The sequence below is a fragment of the Streptomyces sp. NPDC047886 genome, assembly GCF_043204435.1.
In the GTDB taxonomy this organism is placed as follows: Bacteria; Actinomycetota; Actinomycetes; order Streptomycetales; family Streptomycetaceae; genus Streptomyces.
Window position 1 is genome coordinate 388,675 of the sequence record NZ_JBIDCF010000003.1, and the last position, 22,176, is coordinate 410,850.

Genomic DNA, 22,176 nt, shown 5'->3' on the forward strand with positions numbered 1-22,176 from the left:
TCGGGTCGGCCAGGCTGAACGCATGAAGACCCAAGCGAACCTCACCGGCCTGTTCGTACCCTTGGTGACTCCGTTCACCGACGACCTGCGCCTCGCCCCTGACGCGCTGGCCCGCCTCGCCGACGAGGCGCTGTCGACCGGCGGCGCCCGTGGACTCGTCGCCCTGGGCACCACCGCGGAGGCGGCCACGCTGACCACCGAGGAGAAGCGGGCCGTGGTCCGCGTCTGCGCGGCCGCCTGCCGGGCCCACGGGGCTCCGCTGATCGTCGGCGTCGGCACCAACGACACCGCCGCCGCCATCACGACACTGCGAGAGCTCGCCCAGAGCGGTGACGTCGCCGCGGCGCTGGTTCCCGCGCCGCCCTACACCCGGCCCGGTGAGGCGGGAACGCTGGCGCACTTCACGGCACTCGCCGAACACGGGGGCCTGCCGCTGGTCGTCTACGACATCCCGTACCGCACCGGTCAGCCCCTCAGCACCAGCACGCTGCACGCGCTCGGACACCTGCCGGAGGTCGTCGGGGTCAAGTACGCGACCGGCGCGATCGACGCGGCAACGATGGAACTGCTCGGCTCGTCGGGACCTGGCTTCGCGGTGCTCGGCGGCGATGACGCCGTCATCTCGCCGCTGCTCGCGGCGGGCGCGCGCGGAGCCATCCTGGCGTCGGCCAACGTCCGCACCGCTGACTACGCCGAGCTGATCGCGCTGTGGCAGCGCGACGCCACTGGACCGGCCCGCAGGCTGGGGGCCGAACTGGCCCAGCTGTCGGCCGCGCTCTTCGCCGAACCGAACCCGACCGTGATCAAGGGCGTGTTGCACGCCCAGGGCCGCATCCCGAGCCCGGCCGTCCGGCTGCCGCTGCTGGCCGCCTCCGCCGATTCGGTCCGCCGGGCGACCACCCTGACCACCGCCCAGCCCCCGGTATCCCCCGTACCCCACGGGCACCATGAAGCCCACCAAGTCCACCAAGTCCACCAAGGCGACCCAGCGGCCGCAGCCTGAAAGGGACCCGTGACGAGCGGTGGCGAGCCCTCACATCCTGGGCCCGCCCCTGTGACCTGCTACTTCTCTGAAACTGGCGGTGGGTGTGGGATTTGAACCCACGGAGACATCGCTGCCTCGACGGTTTTCAAGACCGTTCCCTTAGGCCGCTCGGGCAACCCACCCATGCCCCGCCTCACCTGCTGCGGAAGCTGTTACAGGGTACCCGGACGAGGCGCTCGCCGGGGCTCTTGGTCCGTCCCTGGTCCGTGGAGTCCGGAACGGGCCCTCGGTGCCGGGCGCTCCGGCCGGGCGATCCGACCCTAGGCCGACGAGTCGCCCTCGCCCGACCGCGGCCAACGGTGCCTACTACGCCGAGTTCGTCGCCGGTCAGGCGCGGAAGCGGCGCCTCATCGAGACCGGAACGCGCCTGATCGCCGAAAGTCATCAGGGGCTCGCCGGCAGCGAGGAGATCGCGGCCCAGGCGTCCGCCGCGCTCGCCGGCATCCGTACGGCCGACCGCCGGCCGGACCCGGTGCCGCTCGGGTCCCATGCCGCACTGCCGCTGTTTCCCGTGTCGGCACTGACACCATGGATCGCCGAACACGTGGCGGCGGTGGCGGAGTTCACGCAGACGCCGCCCGATCTCGCCGCCACCATGGCGCTCGCCGCCCTCTCCACGGCCGCCGGCGGACGTGTGCACGTGGAGGTCCGACCCGGCTGGCGTGAGCAGGCGAACCTCTACCTGGTCTGCGCGATGCCGCCCGCTTCCCGCAAGTCCGACGTGTTCGCCGCGATGACCGAACCCGTCTACGACGTGGAGCGTGAGCTCCAGGCCGAGGCCCGCCCCCGCGTCATCGAGGCGGAGACGGCCAAAGAGGCCGCGCTCGCGGAAGCCGAGGGCCTGATGGCCAAGGCCCGGAAACCGGGCGACGGAGTCGACCGCGCCGCACTGGTCGCCGAGGCGTCCGCCGCCAAGCTGCTCGCCGAGGAGATCCACGTACCGCCGAGGCCGCGCCTCACCGTCTCGGGTGACATCACGCCCGAGCCGCTCGCACAGCAGCTGGCCATCCACCGTTGCCTGGCGGCGCTGTCGCCGGAGGGCGACCTGTTCGACATCATCGCGGGCCGGTACAGCGCCAAGCCGAACCTCGGCGTGTTCCTCCAGGCCCACAAGGGCGAGCGTCTCCAGACGGACCGGATCACCCGAGAGCAGCCGAGCGTCGACAAGCCCGCGCTCACCATCGGGATCACCCCGCAGCCGGCCGTCCTCCAGGACCTGGCGGGCGCCCACGGCGCCCGGGACCGGGGACTGCTCGCCCGGTTCCTGTACGCGCTTCCCGCGTCGAACCTGGGCTACCGCAGGACCCGGACCGCCCCGGTCCCCGAACCCGTGGCCCAGCGCTACCACGGCTCCCTGACCCGCCTCCTGCGCACGCTCTACGCGCTGCCTGAGCCGGTCACCGTCCCGCTCACACCGCAGGCGGACCGGGCGGTCGAAGCCCTGCAGGACCAGCTCGAACTGTCGCTCCGCCCCGAGCAACCCCTGTCCCACCTGCTCGACTGGGCGGGCAAACTGGTCGGCCACACCGCCCGCGTCGCGCTCCTCCTGCACCTCGCGGACCGCATCCACGGGGACACCTGGGGGCAGCCCGTCGAGCGGCAGGCCATCGACCGGGCCGCAGAGATCACCGCGTACTACACACAGCACGCCCTGGCGGTCTTCGACCTCATCGGCTCCGACCCGGCGACGGAGGCCGCTCAGACGATCCTCGACTGGCTGCGCCGCCCGAAGACCGACGGCACCTGGCGTACGACGATCAAGCGCCGTGACGCCGTCGCCGCCTCGCGCCGGTTCCGCACGGTCGCGCAGGTCGAACCGGCGCTCGCCCTCCTCGAAACGCACGGCTACCTCCACGCCGAGACCCCCACCCGCACGGGCCGCGCCGGCCAACCCGCCACCGCCACGTACCACGTCCACCCCTCGCTGCGAGAGGACGGCACGGATGCCCGCTGACCGTCAGCAGCGTCAGCGGAATCCGCTGACCAGCGAGAAAACCGGTGAGGGCCTCGTCCGCACCCGTCAGCACAGTCAGCAGACCCCCGACCAGCGGCTGGCGTCGCCGACATCGCCGACGTCGCCGACATCGCCGACGTCGCCGACGTCGCTGACGTCGCTGACGTCGCTGACATCGCTGACATCGCTGACGGCCGCTGACACCGGCCATCACAACGAAACCGCAGGTCACCGCATTCTGCTGACAGCGCTGACGACCTCCGCCGCCCCCCGCACCGCACGACGCCATCACCGCCACCGAGGAGGACTGATCCCCTTGCGCCGCGAACCCCACCTCAAGCTCGCCGACGTGCTCGCCGAACTCGGTCTGTCCCGCGCCGCCTTCTACCGCATGCGGGCTCGCGGCCAGGCTCCGAAGTGGATCCGCCTCCCCAACGGCCAGCTCAGGTTCCGCCGCTCGGACGTCGACCAGTGGCTGGTCGATCACGAAGAGGTGGTGGCGTGCTGACCTTCGATGTCGAGGTGTGGAACATCCGCACCCGCAAGAACCGTCCCAAGCCTCACATGCTCCGCTGGCGCGTGGGCTCGACAGAGCACTCGAAGAGTTACGCCACGAAGGGACAGGCAGAGGGCCGTCAGACGGAGCTGCGTGCCGCGCTCCGCAAGCGCGAACAGTTCGACACCGAGACCGGGCTGCCGGAGTCAGAGCTGCGTGCCCTCAACGCCCCGACGTGGTACGAGCACGCACGGCAGTACGTCCTCATGAAGTGGCCCCGCGTCGCCGCCAAGCACAGGGCGAGCATCGCGGAGTCGCTCGCCATCGTGACGGCCACGCTGGTCAGCGACTCCAGAGACACCGTCCCAGATGCGAGGCTCATCCGTCGCGCGCTCCAGGCATGGGTGTTCAGGCTCGTCAGGACCGGCGACGACGGCTCGATGGCGGCCCGGCTCGATACGGAAACGCCCCCGCCCGAAGTCGACGCCGTGCTGACGTGGGTGGCACAGCGGTCACTCAAGATGCAGGAGGCTGCCCGACCGATCCACATCCGCCGGGCGCTCGACGCCCTGTCGCGAAAGCTGAATGGCGAGCGGGCGGCCGAGAACACGATCAAACGGAAACGGGCCGTACTGAGCAACTGCCTCGCCTACGCGGTCGAACTGGAGCTGATTCCCACCCACCCGCTGCCCAAGGTGGACTGGGAACCCCCGCAGACCGACGACGAGATCGACTTCCGGTACGTCCCCGGGCCCAAGCTCTCCCAAGCCCTCATCGAGGCGGTCCGGGCACACGGACGACGGGGTGAACACCTGGAGGCGTTCTTCGGCTGCCTCTACTACGCGGGCATGCGCCCGGGTGAGATCTCTGCCCTCAAGAGAACGGACTGCTCGCTGCCCACGAACGACGCGGACTGGGGCGAACTCGTCCTGGAGGAGAGCCGCCCAGAAGTCGGCTCCGACTGGACGGACGACGGCAGTTCCTTCGAGACACGCGGACTCAAACGCCGCGCCCGCAGAGCGACCCGCTCCGTTCCCATCCCTCCCGTGCTCGTCCGGATGCTGCGTAACCACCTGCAGCACGAGGGCACCGCCCCCGACGGCCGCCTGTTCCGCGCCGCGCGCGGAGGTCAAGTCCGGTCCACCGAGTACTGCGACCTGTGGAAGGCGGCGCGAGAGAAGGTGCTGACCCCTGAGGAGGCGGCGACACCGCTCGCCGGCGTCCCGTACTCGCTGCGCCACGCCGGTATCTCGCTCTGGCTCAAGGCAGGCGTGGACCCGGTGGAAGTCGCCCGCCGGGCCGGGCACAGCCTGGCCGTGCTGTACCGCTTCTACGCCAAGGTTCTACGAGGCGTCCAACCGAGCTCCAACCGGCTCATCGACGCGGCGCTGGCGAGCGAGCACGACGAGGACCCGAACGGCACGTAGGCAACAGCCCTGTCGGGGCCCGTCGCGAACCGGCGCCGGGCCCCTACCGCTCGGCAGCGTCAGCGCCTGAGAGAAGTCCACGTCGGGGCCATGGCACCTGGGGCACCGACGAAACGCGCTGGCCAGGACCTATGCAGGTTCCCGGAGAGATCGTTTCCCACGCTGTCGTAGAACGCTTCCCACGCCGCTGGTCGGCTGCCCTGGCCCTGCTCAAACCGGCGGACAAAGGTTACTTGAAGGGCACGAGGCCAGGACGTTGTCATCCACCTTGCCGGGCACCGGAAAGCAGTCGCGCTGGCGTTCTAAGGTCCGTGAGGAGCAGGAGAGGGAGGTGCGGATGCTCGGGGCCGTGACCGATGCGTTCGACAGGACCGTGGACGTGCTTGTCGTGGTCTTGGGGTTGGGCTGTGCACGGCTGGGATGGCGGGCCGTGCTGCGGCCGCGTCGGCCGCCGGAGCCGATCCAGGGGCCTGTGTGGGTGGTCCCGTGCCTGGGGGGTCGGCTTCGTCCTACTCGGGGTCTCCCTCGCCGTCGAGACGGTGACCATGATGGCCGGCGGAGGGCCGGAGTGGCCGGCGAACGTGATGCGCTGGGTCGCCGGGCCGCTCGTGGTCGGCTCGATCGTGGCGGCCTACGCCGTCCGGTGGCGGCACCGCCGTCGGACCCGGGCCGTGAATGAGCGGCGGCGGTAGTGGACCGGGCCATTGTGTAGGAGGAGGTTCCGGCCTCGCCGCCTCGCTCCGGTTACCTGCCACCGTTTCGGCAAGCCGCTGTTTCACACCATGCTGATCATCTGTGCGGTCCTCGGGCTCGTGCACCCGGCTCGGCTTGCCGTGGTGGGGCGTCGTCACCGTCGACGTGCCAGCCGTGACGTACACGGCGCCTTCAGGTCCGCTGTCAGGTCGATCCGCCGCAGGGCTGCAGCCCGGAGCGGGACGTCTTGAGGAGCATGCCGTCACCGGCGGTGGCGGCGTTGCCCGCCTTTCCGTAGGGGAAGGTCCACGACAGCTCCCCCGCAGGGGTCAGACCGGTGACCCGGCCCGCTACGTCGTAGGAGTACTCGGTCTTCAGTGCCGGGCGGATCGCCAGCGCCGTTGGGGCGGCACGACGACGCCGAACGCTCCGACCGACTCGGCATCACGGCCACGCGAGAAGCCCTACCTGAAGTCCAGGTGTCCGGCCGTCAGGTCGCCCATGGGCCCTGAAGCGAGGCTCCTGGCACCCCAGCCGTGACGGTCCGCCGAAGAACTCGACGGACCGTCACGAAGACCGCATTGCCCTATGCCGCAAGGTCGGATCCCGAAGACCGAAGTCGCACAGAATCTTTCCCTGTAGGGATGAGCTACTCAGTCATTTCTCGACAGGCGATTTCTTCTGAATTCGCGCCGGTACATCTGGTAGGAGACGAGAATCCATACGACGGCTGCCCCAATTATGGGCCCGCTTTGACGGAGGCCCCAGAGGTAGAACGCAGTAATGCCAGTCAGGAGCATGAGTGCGCTCACAGAACTCACCACTACGAATGCGGTCTTGTGTCTCAGCACGGAGCCCTCCAAGGGTACACCCATCCATAGTAGTAATAGAAGTGGGTGAATCCGAACGTCTTACGGTAGACCATGGTCGACTGCGTGTTGAACTGGAGGCACTGGCCTCTGCGCCGGGCGTGGATTGCGATCACATGGATGGCGACGAAGGCGGCAGCGACCACTGCCGCGACGGTGAGCACAACTGGATGTGAGAGTTTCGACGCCACGATGCCGATGATCGAATACGGGACGAATCCATAGTCCGCAACCCATCCGGTCCAGTACCTGTTAAGCGTGTAGGTCACCTTGTAGGTGCGCTTCAGGTTGGCCTTGTCGGTCCACTTCTCGAGTGTTACCCGCCCCCAGGAGCGATAGATGGTTTGCTTTGAGTACCGATAAACCCTCCGGCCATCCAAGTCAAAGTTGTTGACGGGGTTGCCAGCAGCGTATTCGTACGCGTTCCTGCTTCCGCCCGGGACCGGGTCGACGGAGAGGAATCGCCCGGTCGACGGGTTGTACAGACGCACACCCATGAGAATGGCTCCGCCGGGTGTCTCGGCGGAACGCTGATGAGCTCCCAGCCACTGGTAGCGAGCCGAGCCAGTCGCCGAGCGCCGATTCCCGTACTCGTCGGCGCTCATTGCCACGGGCGCGGAACTGCCGTCCAGAGGTAGTGCGATATTGATATCGCCATGGAGGTTGGACAGCTGGAGGATGACGTTGCCTGAGGCGGTGGTTGTCGCGGCCAGGGATCCCGCCATGCTGGTGACCATGCGGGTCAGGGAACCCGAGCTGCCCTCTGTCACCCATCGCGGGCTGTCCGAGTCGTTGCCGTAGTGATTCGTCTTGGCAGCGATCTGAGTCCAGGTGCCGGTCGAGTTGGACTCGGTCGTCCACCCACGGACCCGGTTGGCAGCGTCCAGCGTCCACGTCTGACGGAGCCCCCCCCCCCACGACCTGCTGTCGCGCCAGGTCCGTGTTGAAGTAGCCGACGGTGGTGCCGTCCGACATCTTGCTGGTGCGACCGAAGGCGTCGTAGGTGTACCCGTTCTCGACGAGTCGATCTGCGGAGTCGTAGGCCGAGGTCTTGGCCGTGCCTCCCGTGGTTGGGCAGTCAGCGCCGGGGGCGGAGGCCGCTGTGGTGAGAGAGGTGCGGTTGGTGCGCTTGTCGAAGGTGTAGGTGCGGCGGGTGCAGACGTTCTCCACCGTGTCGGCCACCGCGACCAGGCGTCCGACGGCGTCGTAGGTGTATTCCTGATACTCGCCTTCCCCGGCACCGCCGGCGTGCGTGCTCCACTGTCCGTGGATCGTCATGGTCGCGGAGTCGGCCAGGAGGGTCGTGCCGTCGGAATTGCGGACGTACTTGCGTTCCAGCGGTGCCCCTGTCCTGCCCACCGACTGTGTCATGGTGTATCCGCCCGGAAGCGTCTCCTGGGCCAGGTTTCCGTCGACGTCGTACGCGGCGGTGAACGTGCCCGCGACGGAGTCGGTCATTCCTGTTGCCAGGCCTCTTGGATCCTTGGTGTGGTCGTAGGTGTATGTCACGACGGAAGGAGCGGAGTCAGAGACCTTGACTGGACGGTTGAAGCGGTCGTACTCCGTAGACGTGGTCCCACCGTCAGCGTCTCTGTAGGAGGTCTGCCGCCCCAGGGCGTCGTACTCCTTGGTGATCGTGCCGCCACCCGAGGAACTGATAGTGGTTATCGCTCCGGTAGTCGAGTGGTACTGGAAGGTGGTCGCCGGTACCACGGTTCCGACACCGCCGGTGACCGCCACACCTGTGGGGCGGCCGGCGCCGTCGTAGCTGGTCACTGTCATGCGTGTCACGCCGTTGGCTGTTTCGGTGAGCTTGGTCGTCTGACCGTAGAAGCCATATTCGTAAGTCTTGGTCACCAACTCGGCTGGGTTGGCCCCACCACCGCTGATGGCTCCGGCGGGAGTGTTGCGGCAGACCTGATCGACCCACTCGGGACGGCCACCGCAGATCCCGGTTCCGTCGGCGGTGTAGTACTCACTGATTGTCGCTGCCGCGTCCGTTCCGGTGGACCCCGGCTCCTGGGTCTTGACGACCCGGTTCTGGGCGTCGTAGGTGGTGGTCCGCTTGATCGCGATGCTGTCGGGGTCCTCGATGGTCGCCGTCGGGACACCCTTCACCCAGTCGAACTGGGTGGCCGTGACGCGCCGGTCGGCTTGCACTTCGGGATGGTCTCGTAGCTGGGCCCCAGCGGCAACCCTGGTGACCTGGTTCTTGACAGTCGCGGAGTTGTCCGTGGGCCTCCCCTCATCATAGTTCTTGATCGTCCAAGGACGGGCTGCGACCGTCTCGCCCTGCTTGACAACCACGGATCCGTTCGAGACGAGTGAGTTGGCCAGGGAGACCCGCTGCAAGGGTCCGAACGACTCGATCTCCCGGGCACCGTCCGCGCTGTAGACAGTCCGGTCCGACAGCAGTTCCGCCCGTTCACCGGTGGGAAGGCCGACGATTCCCAGGTTAGCCTGGCGTTCCTTATCCGCCGCGCTCGTCCCGAGCGCCAAGGCTCGGTGGCCGGCTGACAGCTGACTTAGCGTGTTTCCGAAAGCATCGTACTGAGTTGTCTCGATACCACCTGCCTCGTCGGCCGAGTTGACCTCCCGGCCTGAGGGATTCAGGTAGAGGATGATCGCCCGCTTGTAGTCTCCAGCCGACATATCCACGCCTCGATGGCTGCCTGGTGTCGCATCGGCGGGGAAAATGGCGGTGGCGTCGCTGGGGGCTTCAAGCTGACCCCATGTGCGCACATTTGTGGCGCTCATTGCGTACGGCGCCCGGGCCCCGGTGAGCGGCACACCGTAGACCAGAGAGGTGGTCGCTTCACCGTTGACCGTGGACGTGGATCCTTGTTGCAGTGTGGGGCGAGTGGCCTTGAGGAGCATTCCGTCGCCGGCTGCCGAGCCGCCGACGTTGCCGTAGGTGAATGTCCAGGGCAACTGGCCAGGCGGGGTCACTGTCGTAACCCGGCCGATGCTGTCGTAGCCGTACTCGGTCTTCAAGGACGGACTGATCTGTGGGTTCCAAGTCTGGCTAAGACGGCCAGCTTCGTCGTACTGGTAAGCCTGCACCGCCTTGGAGCTTGCCACCGACGCACCGGGCTCCGTTGACCAGAGGCGGATTTCCTTCAGCTGACCCGCGAAGTCACCGACGGCGCTGGCCGTCGCCGTGGTGGTGCTTGCATAAACGAACTGGATGGCACGGCATCCCTTGGTTGAAGGAGTGCTAGCGCAGGTGGCGTTGTCAACGGCGCCTCTGGGTGAGATGAGCAGCCTAGGCCTGGCCAACGTCTTGCCGTTCATGACGACGGCTTCAGAGACGACGTTGGTTGTGGAATTCGATACGCCGGTGAGCCCGGATGACGTGATCTGCCATGTTTCAGCGGCTGCCGCTACCTTGGAGAACTGAGCCTCTGTCCCATCAGCGTCCTTCAGTGTGAAGCTGCCAGAGAAGCTCCCTGTCAGTATCAGGTTCTCGGCGCCAGGTTCAGGCTGCCAGCTACTCCCGGACTTCGCCGTGAAATAGACGACGCTACCATCAGACATGACCAGGTCAAGTGAGCTACTGGACGTCTTGCGGATATGGGTGTAGCCCGCTTGGGTGATCTCGGCGACGGTGCCCGACACCCACTCCTTGCCGAAGATCGGAGCCTGGCCCTCCTGAACACCCCCGGCAGTCGGCTGTCGCGAGGACGCGGTGCGGCTCGCGGACACACCGAAGTAGGTTTCCTCGGTGCCGGCGAGCCGGAAGTCACCGGTGAGCAGATTCACGTGCCCAGGACCAACCTCAGTGGAGGCGGCACCGTTCGCGTTGCGGTCGATCACGGCTCTGATCGGTTCTGTGCTGCCGGATGCGGCATTGGGGCCAGTGAAGTCAGCCTTCAACTGGATGGCACCGTCCGGGTTGACCGTCGCTACGGCATCCCACGCGAGGGATGCGTTCTTTCCATTGACGAGAGGGACCGGCCAGGCATCGAGAGGGCTGCCGCCAGAGGAGACGTCTTTGGTGGGGATCTGAACCCACGGGTCGGTCTCAGAGCGGCGCCACGAGAACGAGACGGCGTTGTACTTTGCCCCATCGGCCTCGGCGACAAGAGGAAGTCGCCGGGCTGTCTGCTCTCCGTCAGCGGGCTGGACGAAGCCGCCGGGGCCGGCGTGGAAGGTGTAGTCGATGGCCTCGGACTTGTTGTCGGACTTGTCTACCGCGCGGACCTGGAGTGTGTGGGTGCCGTTCTTCGGCGGGGTGACGGAGATGGCCTTGGCTCCCGAGGCGCCTCCAGTAGGCACCTTGGTCCAGGTCACCTCGTCGAGCGACCACTCGAGCCAGTTATGATCGGCCGCAGGCGGAGTGACGTTGAAAGTTCCGGTCTGACCGGCGCCCTTGACCCACGCGTTCGACGGGTAGTCCGTCGACGATATCCCGGTGGGGGCGGAGGGGGCAGCGGTGTCGACCGTGAAGGTCTTCCACTCCGACCAGCCCAGGTTGTAGTGCGTGCCGTCGTACGGGCTGCTGCGGAACTTGTATGTCTTGCCGTTGACCAGCACCCCGGCCGGAACGGTCACCGGAGCCGACTGTCCGGACGGGACGAACGCCGACCGCAGCACAGCACCGACCTGCACATTGGTGGCGGAGTCGAAGATCTGGTATGCGCCCTGGATCTTGTCTCCGTCGGGGTCGACGAAGGTGTCACGTAGCGTGGGCGTCACAGTGTTGACGACATAGGCGCCGGAGTACGAGAAGTACGGCGGCCCGGCCTCCTGCTTCGTGCCGGTCCGCGGCCGGTAGTTGTAGGTGACGACCAGCTTGGGCGGGTTGGAGGCGGCGTTGGCGGAGTTGACGCGCTTCCACTGCCCCGTGATGCTCTCGTCAGTGGCGCGCAGGCCCATGTGGGACTTGGCGGCCTTGGCCGAGGCCCATTCCTGCACCATCGTGGTGACGTTGGCGTTGATCCAGCCGTCCGGCTGGGTGGAGCAGGAGGGGTTGCCTCTCGTCTCCGATGAGGTGGCCTTCTTGGCGATCCACGACGGCTGGGCCGTCCACCGCGACGACGTCGTCGCAGCGCCGGTGGACCACACCTCCCACGGCTGCGTGGGGCATGACGACCCGGTGTAGTTGGCGGAGTGGAAGTTCCACAGGCTGAGCTTCGCGTCCATCACCAGGGCGTCGGCGATCGGCGCGGTGTTCCACGAGATGAACGAGCGCGCGGTGCGGTAGGTGCCGTCGGCGTTCTTCGTGCCCGGGTTGCCCAGGTCCAGCTCGGTGTCCGTGGACCAGTCGACCGTCGTGCCCCGCTGGACGTAGGTGTCGAAGACGTTCGACAGGGACGAGGTGGACGGGTCGACCGTGACCGGGTACTTCGTCGCCGGGTCGGCGAGGAACTTCGCGTCCGGGGTGAGGACGAGGTCCACGCCGCCCTTGGTCTTGACGACCTTCATGCCGACGTTGACCTGGCGCGTGTGCTTGCCGGAGACCGGGTCGACATTCGCGTCCCACATCACCGGAGCGGGCATCACCGCGGTTTTCTTGTTCTTCCTGTCGGTGAACAGCACGCTGCCGTCGGCCTGCTGCTCTGCCTTCAGGCCCTTGGCCTTCAGCGGCAGCGTGTAGGTGTAGTCGTCGGTGGCAGGCTTCTGCTTGACCTCGACGAACTGTTCGAAACCGGTACGGGTCGCCTCGATCACCACGTCCGCGCCGGGCACGGCGTTGACGTACTCGGCACGCGTGCCCTCCAGCTTCGGGGCAGGCAGGCCGCCCTTCCACTGCAAAGTGATCTGCTCGTCGCCCTCGCCGAGGGTTACCAGATCGGTGGCCTTGGCCGCCTGCGCCGCCTTCAACGACCCGGCCGGGGCTCCGGTCTTGCCTGCCAATTTCAGGCCGCGGGGATGGGCCTTCGGCTCAACTCCGCCGTCGGCCACGCCGACGAGGTCCAGATCGACATCACGCCAGTCACCGGTGGCCTCGTCCTGGAACCGGACCGGACCGGCGGTCAGCTCGGTGGTCAGCGAACCGTCCTTGTTCGCCCACGTCGTCGATGTCTCGGTCCGCTCGGACAGGGCCTCCACCCGCTTGCCCGACAAGCGGGCGGCCACGCGCGCGGACGGAATGTCCGCAGCCTGCGTGACGGCCGCAGTCTCCGGTGCGGCAGGCGCCTGGCGTGGTGTGGCCATTGCGACGGTGCCGTCGAGCAACGTGACGGACAGGGCCAGGGCAAGACTCCCCGCTATGTAGCGCAGACTCCCCCCGGACCAAGGCCGCCCACGCTCTCTCAGCGCAGGTATATGAATCGTCATCATTCCTCGGTCTCGTATGTTCACATGTGCACCACCTCTGTGATGCCGATGTGAACGTATCGAGGAAGAAAAGATCCATAACTGCGATAAGTGGGACAAGATCGGCTCCGGAGTTCCCGGGGGTGAAGTGATCCGCGTCTCTCATGTGGCGGACGCGGTGAACGTTTACCTGTCGGCTGCATCCCGCGCCGGTGCAAGGGGCGCTTCAGCCTGCCACGGCCCTGCGTGAGGAGGACGTACGGCCGCGCTGCGGTCGAGCGGTGACGGTCGCAGCGCGTCGCTGAAGCAGGACGACGCGTCCGCGCCCCAGCCGGCCCGGGGCAGCTCTCGTGCGGCTTGCTCCTGGGGCTCGATGGCGCCCTTCTCGTCCACCAGCCGTGCGAGCAAGGGAGACAGGAACACGTTCATGCCACCAGGGCACGGCATAGTCCGAGGTCTGCTCGTGGGAGCCTGCACGATCGAAGACGCGACGCCCCTCCTCGGCAAGGGACACGGCGGTGGTGCGGTCGCCCCGGATAACTGCAACCAGGCTGGCGACTGCCGCCGCTGGCAGGACCCTGCCTACACAGCCGCATCGGTGGGGGTCCCATCCCGCTCCGGGAGCAGCTCGGGCATCGCCTCCACCAGCACCACGACGCCGACTACCTCACCGGCCTCGGAACGGCCGACCCACACCGGATAGGTACCGTCCCCGGTCGTCGCGAAGGACATGAGCTCACCGCCGGAAGCCTCATCCCAGGTGCGCTGCATGAACATGGAACCGTCGTCGATGTCCTCGTACCCGTCCAGGTCCGACTCCCCCCGGATCAGCCCCCGTTCGAAGAGCGCGATGAGCGGCTCCCAGGCACCGGCGTCGGCGAAGCAGCCGGTGGCGCCGTCGGTGTCGAAGCCGGCTATCTGCTGCTCGATGAACAGCCGGGGATCGTCGTCCGGACCGAGTGCCATCTCCCAAGTCGATGCGGGGGTCTCGCTGACGAGCAGGCGGACGGCTGTGGGTTCCGTGGTCGTGACCTCGGCGTCCCGCCACTCGCAGTGGTAGCTGAAGCGGACCAGCGCCTCGTCTAGTACGTACTCCCCGGGCGGAACGGGGACCGTGATGCGCGGCCCGTCGCCGTGGTCGATGTCTGGGCCGGACACGGCCAGCAGCCCGCCGGGAACGTGCAGGGTGCCGACCCGGCGCGGCTCCACGACGGTCATCTCGGGGTGGTACCCGTCGGTCACGCGTACCCCGGGCCGGAACAACTCGTTGATCGGCCCGGGCTGCGCGGGGCGCGGCGGACGCCAGCAGGTGGCGGGGGCGTCTCCGTCACCTGGCTCGGCTGCCTCGGCCACCTCAGCCGCCTCGAAGACCGGCGGCTCCATGAGCCCGTGTACCTGGGCCGAGAGCAGCGGCCACTCCCCGAAGGCAGGGCGGTCCATCCAGTACTCGTCGTCCCGGAGTCCGGGCGAGGTGGCGTAGGAGCCCCCGCCCTGCCCCTGCCGCTCCTCCGTCCGTCGGCCCCTCCCGTCCGGGAGGAGGTCCATGGTGATGCGTGGGCACGCCTTGTCGAACTCCGCCATCTCTGGGCCTGTGTAGTACCAGCCGACGGAGTACCGACGCAGCAGCCGCGACGGGTCGTCCAGCAGCCGCATGTCCAGGTCGTAGGTGCGGCGGCCTTGGGCGTCGTAGACCCACAGCCCGACGTAGTGGTCTCGCCAGGAGACAAGCCGGACTTCCAGCGGAGCCTCCCGGCCCGGCTCCCGGTACACCACCACGTACGGAAGCCCGGCGGTATCCCGCTCCCGGGCCTCCTCGGCGGATATCGGCCGCCAGGGCGCACAAGCCTCCAGGTCCCACGCCTGCGCGTACCCCACCTCGACGACCATTGCCGCTCCTCTTCCTGCACCCCTTGGTTCTGTGCTGAGCTGCAAGGAAGGTAGCCGCTGCCCGTGACAGCGGCCCTACTGGGCGAGGCGGCGGGGCGGCGGGCCAGCTCCGGCGCCCAGACGGTCGTGCCGGTGATCCGGTGCATGACCCGCTCAGCGAGTGGCTTGCCGGCGTGATCCGTTGAGCCGCCAGCGCCACTCTGCCATGGACAGCTAAGACGCAGGCACGCAGTGACTCCCGAACTCATCGACATTGATCGAGCGACAGGGTGACGCGGTGACTCCCGAAGCCGTCGACAAACGACTCCCGTTCTCGGGTTCTGGCGCAGGTTTTGTGGTAGGTGACGCTATGTCACTGCTCGACATTGAACAGCGCGATTGACGGTGGTGGCGGAGCAAGGACTGCACGAAGGCGGTTGAGGTTGGCTCGCCATTGCTTCCAGTCTTCTGGGTCGACCCAGTTCGAGGCTGGCCCGGCCTCGTCGCTGATGAGGCGAGCGAGGGCCTCGTCCGCGAGCGTCCGTAGATCGTCAGGGAAGGCGGGCATGGGTTCTTCAGGGCCGTAAGATGTCGACCAGGACGGTGCCGTAGTGGCGGCCTTTCCGGGTGGCGTACTCGTCGACGCCGACCACACGCGGGGCGGCCACCTCAGACTCGGGAAGAGCGTCCACCAGCCGGAGCACCGTGCTGCGGTTGACGGACCCCCCGAGAACGCGGGCGATGCGGGCCCCGGCCCGGCCCGCGAGGGCCAGACCGACCGCGGCCAGAGTCGATCGCAGCCGTTCGGTCCGCTGGCCGTGCCGCCGTGTCAGACCGGGTATCTGCTCAACGAAGGTACGGCGTGCGCAACCCGGGTTCCAGCAGACGAACCGACGGACCCGCAACTGGAGAACAACGCTTCGGCCACCGCTCGGCACATCAGTGGGAAACCGCAGGTAGGAACCGTGAACCCGGCCGGACCAGGCCCCGCAGATCGGGCACGCAGCCCCGTCCGCGATGCATTGCGCATCAACACGCACCATCTCGATGTCCACGTCCACCGACAGCACCGCGACGTCCGCGATCGACGGGAACAACAACTCCTTCAGCCGGAGCCCGACCTCTTCCACGGCACCGAACTGTCGACCCAGCTCCCGTACCCACGAACCGTTTTCGGGCGACTTCGCGTACAGCTCGAAGGGGCTCGGCTGTCACTCAGAGTGGCCGCGTCACAAAACCTGAGCCAGAACCGGAAGTTCGTGAACAAAGCCAGGCGGCTTCGGTGATGGCCGGCGTTGGCGCCTTCCGGGTGAGGGTCATCCTATGCGTGGTGAGCGCGGCTGCTGCGGTCCGACCACTGCAGGGTGGGCGAGGCGTGAAGCGGTGCGTATCGAGGCCGCGAAGCGGAACCCAACGCGGACCGGCGCCGGGGCCGGCTGTTACCAGATCCCACTGCGAACGTACGGGTTGACGGCCCGGAGAGTGCTGTCGTAGCTGGCCCTGAATACGTAGTTAGGGTCGGCCTGGGTGAGCCACCCGGACGTGTGCGCGTAGCCGGTGCCGTCCGACAGGTAGGTACCGTCGGCGAAGGACCAGGTTCTGCCACCGTCCCGGCTGATGTCCAGCCAGATCCAGCCACGCGGGTCCCATCCCGAGCCGACGAGCCGTCCCCAGCCGTACTGGTAGCCGTTGTAGTAGCCGGAGCGGAGTTCGATGCCGATGGTTCCGCGCTGGTTCGGGGCGTGGGTCACGCGATTGGTGGTGGCCATCACCTGGTCGGTGTTGATCGTTCCGGGTGCCGCGTGCGCGGGTGTGGCGAACGCCGTGACACCCAGCGCGCCCAGCGATCCCGCCACCGCCGCGGACCCGGCCGACCTCAGCAGCGTCCTTCGGTCCATGGAGCGACTCATGGGGTTCCCCCTCGTATCGAAAGTAAAGGCGTTGAGATACCGAGAGCGTCGTGGACAGACCATAGCCAGGGAGCCGGGTGCCGAGTCCCTGACAAATGTCAGGGCAGGAGAGCCCGCCGCAGGCCACCGGATTGCGAGGCCACCGGCCCCGGCGCTCGGGTGCGCGGGTAGCGCTTGACGGTGTCGAGGGACAGGTTCACGCGGTGGGCACATTCGAGCAGGCCGACGTGGACTTGTTCGCGGACCTGCTCACATCGGTCAACGGCGCACCCGATAGCGCAGGTGAAGTACCCGGTTGCCCTGAATCACCACGTCAGGATCCTCCAACAGGTGCTGCGCGTGGACCGAACCGAAGTAGCGCTTGCCAGACCCGAACACCACGGGTACGACGTCCATGCGCACCTCGTCGACCAGACCTGCGGCAAGTACCTGGCCACCGACGTCGCCAGCGGCGACCTCAACCATGCGGTCACCCGCAAGCCCTTGCGCCTTGGCCACGGCTGCCTCGACGCCGTCGACGAAGTGAAACGGCGCCTCGAGGTCCCAGCCCTCGGGCTCCGGCCGGTGCGTCACGACGACCACGTGGTCGATCCCGCTCGGAGGCTTCCCGTCCCAGCCGTCCGTCATGTCGAAGACGTGGCGGCCGACGACTGTCACCCCGATCTGGTCCCAGTACGGCCGGGTGTAGTCGTAGGACGTCTGCGATACCTTCACCTGGCCGCTCTCGTCCAACGGGACGTCACCGCTGGACAACCAGTCGAACAGCGGTCCGGGCTGGTCATTCTCGTCCGCGATGAAGCCGTCCACCGACACCGAGCTGTACATGACCACCTTGCCCACAGGGCTCTCCTCTGCTTCGGGGTGCCCCAAATTAGCGTGTCGTGAGCTGTCGCTCTTGTAGGAAATCAATCGGCCGGCAGCGGCCAGCCGTCCATCACGTGGCCGGGGTGTTCGCGCAGGAACCGCCGCCGGACTTCGACGTACCGGGTAGGCGTGAGCCCGGTGAACGCCCGGAATTCGTGGCCGAAGTGGGCCTGGTCGAAGTAGCCTGCGCCACCGGCGAGGTCGCCCCAGTCGATCGGTCCGGCGGGGTTGATCGCGAACACGGTGGCGGCGAAGCGGTAGGTGCGGGCAAGCCGCTTCGGCGTGACGCCGATGAGTTCCTTGAACCGCTGTGCCAGATGAGTGCTGCTGACACCGGCTGCCACGCTCAGGTCGCCGATCGCCACCGCCCCGCTGGTCGCCGCGATGACGCTGCTCGTATGACGGACCAGCCCCAGACCGGCGATCTCGCACAGCCGTCGCATTAGCTCTTCCTCGAGCAGCGTCAGCATCTCGTGCGGCTCAGCCGCCGTGGCCAGCCGGTCTCGCAGCTCAGCAATGGCGGGCCGGCCCCAAACCTGCTCCACTGTCACCGGCCGGTCACACAGCTCGGCCGCGGGCATTGGCAGGAACGGCGCCAGCCCCCACGGCTTGAAGTGCACGCCGACGGACCGGGTCCCCGGCGGATAGCCGAACTCGAAGGCGCGGGTGGGCATGGTGACCACGCAGCCGTCGGCGTACTCGGCCGTCTCGATGTCGGTGCCGGCGCGGATGCGGAAGGGCGCCCCGAGGTTGACGACGAGCAACGCCGCCGGCATCGGCGGCAGCGTCAGCCGGGCGTACGGCGGCGCACCCTCCAGGTAGTAAAGGTCGTCGATCAGCCCGTCCAGCGGCGGTCGCGGCACTCTGGACACGTACTCCACGCCCCACAGCATCGCAGACGCCATCAGCGTCACCGAAGACACTTTGCATGGTGAAGAGCCGTATTGACCCTGCCCTGGAACTCTGGAGTCGTCGAGGGACACGTCAACCGGATCAAGATGCTCAAGCGCCAGGTGTTCGGACGCGCCGGCTTCGCACTGCTCCGCAAGCGGGTCCTCCTCGCCCCGTGACCGATGTCAGTGGCTCCTGGAACCATGCCTTGGTCCGAGACAGCCGTATCAGGAGCCATGCATGGGAACGTGGGGAACCGGCCCGTTCGACAGCGACCTCGCCGCAGACTTCGTCGATGAGCTCGAAGGACTCACCCACCGGCAGGTCATCGACGTGCTGGAGCGGGCATTCCAGCGAGTCACCGACTCGGGAGAGCGCGTCGACGGCGGAGACGGGGCCGAAGCCGTTGCCGCCGCCGCTCTTGTCGCCAGCACCCTCCCCGACAGCCCCATCGTAATTGACCCCGATGACGGCCCCAGCCGACCGCTGCCCGAACTACCGGCCTCGCTTCGCGCGTCAGCGAGACTCGCACTGGACCGGGTTCTCCATGACGGATCAGAGATGGCAACCGGCTGGGTGGACAGCGCCGACGCCGATCAGTGGCGCCAGGAAGTGCGGCAGATCCTCCAAGCACTCAAAACACCCGCTGATCACTGATCGTGACCGCTTCACGGAACTCGTGCCAGAACCCGTTCTCGTGTACAGAGCCAGGCACTCCGACCACAGGCGCCACTCTCACCCCTTATCGGGGAGAGGGTGGCACCTTCTTGCTGTCCTGGGTATGGCCCACGCTTCGGACCGCGCCAGGGCCCGGCTGGACGTGTGTCGGGGCGGGGCGCCGGGCGGCGCGTGTGCGAGGGTGGCGCAGATGTGACCGTCGGTGGGAGGCCCGGTCGCCCGCATGCGAAGGAGTTCCGGCATGGCACACGTGCAGGCCGGTCCGGTGCTGCTGCACTACGAGGAAGTCGGCGAGGGTGAGCCCCTCGTGCTGGTGCACGGCTCGTGGGACGATCACCGCGTCTGGCAGTCAGCCGTTGAGGCCGACCTGAAAGGCAGCTTCCGCGTCATCGTGTACGACCGGCGGGGCCACGGCGGCAGCGAGCGGGTGTCCGGACAGGGCACCCGGCGGCAGGACGAGGACGACCTCGCGGCGCTGATCGAGGCACTGGACCTGGCGCCCGCACACGTCGCAGGCAACTCCTTCGGCGCTTCCATCACCGTGGGCCTGGTCGCCCGCCGCCCCGAACTCTTCCGCACCGTCGCCCTCCACGAACCGCCCTTGGCCGGGCTGGTCCTCGACGACCCCGCCGCCATGGCGGAGCTGGAACCGGTGATGCGGGGGATCGAGGAGGCCGTGGAGCTGCTGCGCAGGGGCGAGGACGCGGCCGGTGCGCAGTTGTTCGTCGATAAGATCGCGCTCGGCCCCGGCGCCTGGGAAGCGATGCCGGCGCCCGTGCGGGACACGTTGGTCACCTATGCGCAGACCTGGCTGGACGAGATACAGGACCCCGACTGGGCGGTCTTGGACGCCGCCGCGCTCCGCGCCTGCACGGCACCGGTGCTGCTGAGCCGAGGCACCGAAGGCCCGGCATGGTTCGGCACCGTCCTCGACCGCTTGGCCACCGTCCTGCCCCGAGCCCAGCACCACACCTTCCACGGCGCCGGCCACATCCCCCATGAGACCCACCCCCAGGATTACGCCGCCGCGGTGACCCGGTTCGTCCAGGGGTGGTGACCTGGCCCGTACCACCCGGCTGGGAGGGCGGCTGTGTCCTCAAGGCCCCAGTCACACGGACGTCATCAACGACAGCCTCGCGTGGCGGCGACTGGGGTTGCGCCGTCACTCATAGGGTGGACATGGCTGCCTGAATCGCTGCCCGCCGCAGTGGGGAGATCGACAATCCTCGGCATGACATCTACCCCCAGTCGCCGCCGCCTGTTCGGTCAGGCGGTGGCCGCCGTCGGCGGCGCGATCCTCATGGGCCGTGCCGGCCGTGCCTACGCCGTCCCGCGGTCTGCCACCCAGGCCCAGCACCTGCCCACGGTCGGGCAGACGTTCAGCCTGAGTGTGAAGGCCTTCGGCGCCAAGCTGGTCGCGGATCTGCCGCCGCCTCCGCCCATGCTGGACTTCAACGGCTCGCTGGTCCAGAAGGTCGTGGCCGGCGGCGATGACTTCGTACGTCTGCAGACCCTCCGTTTCACGATGGAGGCGTTCCACCCCATGTTCGGGAAGATCACTCTCGCCCAGCCGGACGACGACGTTCCTCCCGCCAGCACCCTCGCTCTCGGTTCGACCGGGTTTACCGAGACATGGGTCCAGCCCTTCAACACCACCTTCGAACGGAACGGTGAGATCGCCGGCCCGTTCGTTTTCCAGACCCTCGAACCCGCGAGGTGGGTCGCGAACCTCGCCCAGTACCCGCCGCCGTCAGACGCTCTGTTCGAGTCGCAGGCACCCATCCGCTTGGGAGCGGTGTCGTCCGACGGCGAGCAGTCCGTCTACGGCGAGCTCCAGGGAATGAACGTCAACCAAGGGTAGCTGTCGGCCCAGCCACAGTCGCGAGGCGGCGACGGGACCGGATTCCGTGGCCGAACTCCGCGCCTTCGCTTTGCTGTTGGGCGTACGGGCTGTCCTCGGCGCCGCATGCGACAGGGCCGCACAGCCCCGGCCGCTCGCTCCTTCATGGCAGGTTGTGGGCGGCCGGGTGCGCGGCGTGGGGGTGAGTCCGGCGTGCGGATGAGTCACCCGTCAGGGCTTGGCGGGCAGCTCCAGTTCGGTGGTCCAGGGGTCCCCGAACGTGGCTTCTTCGACCTCGGCGTTCACGGTGAGGATGCCGTCGATCGGAATCTTTTCGCCGGGCGCCGACGACTGGAGGACATCGCAGAGGTCGCCGACCGATGCCACGGGGGCGTCCTTCACATGGGTGATCACGTCGCCCAGCCCCAGACCGGCCTCGTATGCCGGAGAATTCGTCGCCGTTTCCCTGATGAAGAGCCCTGTCACTTTTTCCTTGATCAAGCGTTCCTGCGCCCCGCTGATGATCTTCTGATCCTCCGGGTCCGAGAAGTACTCACTCAGGAAAGGGTCCTCCACCGCACTGATCGCCCATCCCGGGTCGTTCTTCTTGTCGCCCTCGGCAAGCCCGTCCAGCAGTGGACGCGCGTGGTTGGCGCTGATCGCGTAATACTGCCCTTGCGCTTCCGGGTTGACGAGCGAGTTTATTCCGACGACCTTTCCCTCGCTGTCGAGCAGAGGCCCTCCGGAGTTTCCGGGATTCACCGTGGCGGAATGCTGGATGGTGGAGGGGTAGCGGGGGAGGGACGGGTCCGGCTCGGCTGCCACGTCCGGTGACTGCACTGAGCCGGAGGTGAAGACGGGCTTCTGGGCGGCGGGGTTCTCGAAGGAGGCCGGGTAGCCGATGGCTGTGACGGTGTCGGCTGCCTCGACCTTGTCGCTGTCGCCGAATTCGAGCTCCTTCAGGTTCTCCTGCGGTGAGGTGAACTCGACGACGGCCAGATCCTCACAGGGGTCACTGCCGAGCACTCGGACCGGTACCGGCTCTTTCTCCCCTATGCGCACCTTGAGAGCGGCTTGCCCTTCGATGACATGCGCGTTCGTGAGGACACGTCCCTCTTCGGAGTCGTAGACGAAGCCGCTTCCGAGGGCGACATCGCCCTCTCCTATCACGCTCACGGTGCCGGGAGCTGCGTTCTCGAATACCTCTGACGGGTCGTCCGCCGGCATTGCGCCCGCGGCGGCCGTACCGCTCAGGAAAAGCAGTGTGGCTGTGGCACTCGCGACGACGGATCTCTGTCTCGCGCCCATGAATCGCCGCCTCCCGGCGCGGGCGGCCCGCCCCCACCTCCGGACTCGGCCCGGAATGGATCACTGACAGTTCC

The 22,176-nt window shown here is 67.6% G+C and carries 14 protein-coding genes, 1 tRNA gene and 1 pseudogene; 8 read left to right on the forward strand and 8 right to left on the reverse strand.

The window, feature by feature from the left end:
- The first annotated feature begins 22 nt into the window (after window positions 1-22).
- The gene (locus ACGF5U_RS13375; RefSeq protein WP_392710251.1) at window positions 23-1,003 is read left to right on the forward strand and encodes a dihydrodipicolinate synthase family protein; all 981 of its coding nucleotides are present in this window, start codon (window positions 23-25) and stop codon (window positions 1,001-1,003) included.
- 74 nt (window positions 1,004-1,077) lie between these two features.
- Here the strand turns inward: ACGF5U_RS13375 and ACGF5U_RS13380 are convergent.
- Window positions 1,078-1,167, reverse strand: a tRNA-Ser gene (locus tag ACGF5U_RS13380).
- A 107-nt stretch (window positions 1,168-1,274) separates the two neighbouring features.
- Here ACGF5U_RS13380 and ACGF5U_RS13385 point away from each other — a divergent pair.
- The 3 genes from ACGF5U_RS13385 (at window position 1,275) to ACGF5U_RS13395 (ending at window position 4,922) form a co-directional block, all read left to right on the forward strand.
- The gene (locus ACGF5U_RS13385; protein ID WP_392710253.1) at window positions 1,275-2,999 is read left to right on the forward strand and encodes a DUF3987 domain-containing protein; all 1,725 of its coding nucleotides are present in this window, start codon (window positions 1,275-1,277) and stop codon (window positions 2,997-2,999) included.
- A gap of 316 nt (window positions 3,000-3,315) precedes the next feature.
- On the forward strand, window positions 3,316-3,507 hold the full coding sequence (locus ACGF5U_RS13390) for a helix-turn-helix transcriptional regulator (protein WP_392710658.1): 192 nt from the start codon (window positions 3,316-3,318) through the stop codon (window positions 3,505-3,507).
- Window positions 3,501-4,922, forward strand: a complete 1,422-nt coding sequence (locus ACGF5U_RS13395) for a tyrosine-type recombinase/integrase (RefSeq protein ID WP_392710255.1) — start codon at window positions 3,501-3,503, stop codon at window positions 4,920-4,922. Before ACGF5U_RS13390 ends, ACGF5U_RS13395 begins: the two co-directional genes overlap by 7 nt.
- Before the next feature lie 1,537 nt (window positions 4,923-6,459).
- Here the strand turns inward: ACGF5U_RS13395 and ACGF5U_RS13400 are convergent.
- The 6 genes and pseudogenes from ACGF5U_RS13400 to ACGF5U_RS13425 all read right to left on the reverse strand — a co-directional run bounded on the left by ACGF5U_RS13400 (window position 6,460) and on the right by ACGF5U_RS13425 (window position 18,290).
- Window positions 6,460-12,643: pseudogene (locus tag ACGF5U_RS13400) on the reverse strand (DNRLRE domain-containing protein).
- Between the two features lie 684 nt (window positions 12,644-13,327).
- The gene (locus tag ACGF5U_RS13405; RefSeq protein WP_392710257.1) at window positions 13,328-14,632 is read right to left on the reverse strand and encodes a DUF4241 domain-containing protein; all 1,305 of its coding nucleotides are present in this window, start codon (window positions 14,630-14,632) and stop codon (window positions 13,328-13,330) included.
- Window positions 14,633-15,186: 554 nt separating this feature from the next.
- Window positions 15,187-15,741: a transposase family protein gene (locus ACGF5U_RS13410; RefSeq protein ID WP_392710259.1), complete on the reverse strand. Its 555-nt coding sequence runs from the start codon at window positions 15,739-15,741 to the stop codon at window positions 15,187-15,189.
- A 309-nt stretch (window positions 15,742-16,050) separates the two neighbouring features.
- On the reverse strand, window positions 16,051-16,509 hold the full coding sequence (locus ACGF5U_RS13415; RefSeq protein WP_392710261.1) for a hypothetical protein: 459 nt from the start codon (window positions 16,507-16,509) through the stop codon (window positions 16,051-16,053).
- A gap of 270 nt (window positions 16,510-16,779) precedes the next feature.
- Window positions 16,780-17,361 (reverse strand): dihydrofolate reductase family protein, encoded by a 582-nt coding sequence (locus tag ACGF5U_RS13420; protein ID WP_392710263.1) that lies wholly within the window; start codon window positions 17,359-17,361, stop codon window positions 16,780-16,782.
- Window positions 17,362-17,426: 65 nt separating this feature from the next.
- Window positions 17,427-18,290 (reverse strand): helix-turn-helix domain-containing protein, encoded by an 864-nt coding sequence (locus tag ACGF5U_RS13425; protein ID WP_392710660.1) that lies wholly within the window; start codon window positions 18,288-18,290, stop codon window positions 17,427-17,429.
- Between the two features lie 39 nt (window positions 18,291-18,329).
- Between ACGF5U_RS13425 and ACGF5U_RS13430 the strand changes: the two genes are divergently transcribed.
- From ACGF5U_RS13430 to ACGF5U_RS13445, 4 genes are all read left to right on the forward strand, one after another.
- Window positions 18,330-18,455 (forward strand): hypothetical protein, encoded by a 126-nt coding sequence (locus ACGF5U_RS13430; RefSeq protein WP_392710685.1) that lies wholly within the window; start codon window positions 18,330-18,332, stop codon window positions 18,453-18,455.
- Window positions 18,456-18,516: 61 nt separating this feature from the next.
- The gene (locus ACGF5U_RS13435; protein WP_392710265.1) at window positions 18,517-18,933 is read left to right on the forward strand and encodes a DUF4259 domain-containing protein; all 417 of its coding nucleotides are present in this window, start codon (window positions 18,517-18,519) and stop codon (window positions 18,931-18,933) included.
- Between the two features lie 262 nt (window positions 18,934-19,195).
- A complete protein-coding gene (locus ACGF5U_RS13440) occupies window positions 19,196-20,011 on the forward strand; it encodes an alpha/beta fold hydrolase (RefSeq protein ID WP_392710266.1) in 816 nt (271 codons plus the stop codon).
- A 174-nt stretch (window positions 20,012-20,185) separates the two neighbouring features.
- Entirely contained in the window at window positions 20,186-20,815 is a 630-nt protein-coding gene (locus tag ACGF5U_RS13445) for a hypothetical protein (protein ID WP_392710268.1), read from the forward strand.
- 210 nt (window positions 20,816-21,025) lie between these two features.
- On the opposite strand, the gene ACGF5U_RS13450 is transcribed toward ACGF5U_RS13445, so the two are convergent.
- Complete coding sequence (locus ACGF5U_RS13450) at window positions 21,026-22,102, reverse strand: S1C family serine protease (protein ID WP_392710270.1); 1,077 nt, start codon at window positions 22,100-22,102, stop codon at window positions 21,026-21,028.
- Window positions 22,103-22,176 lie beyond the last annotated feature (74 nt).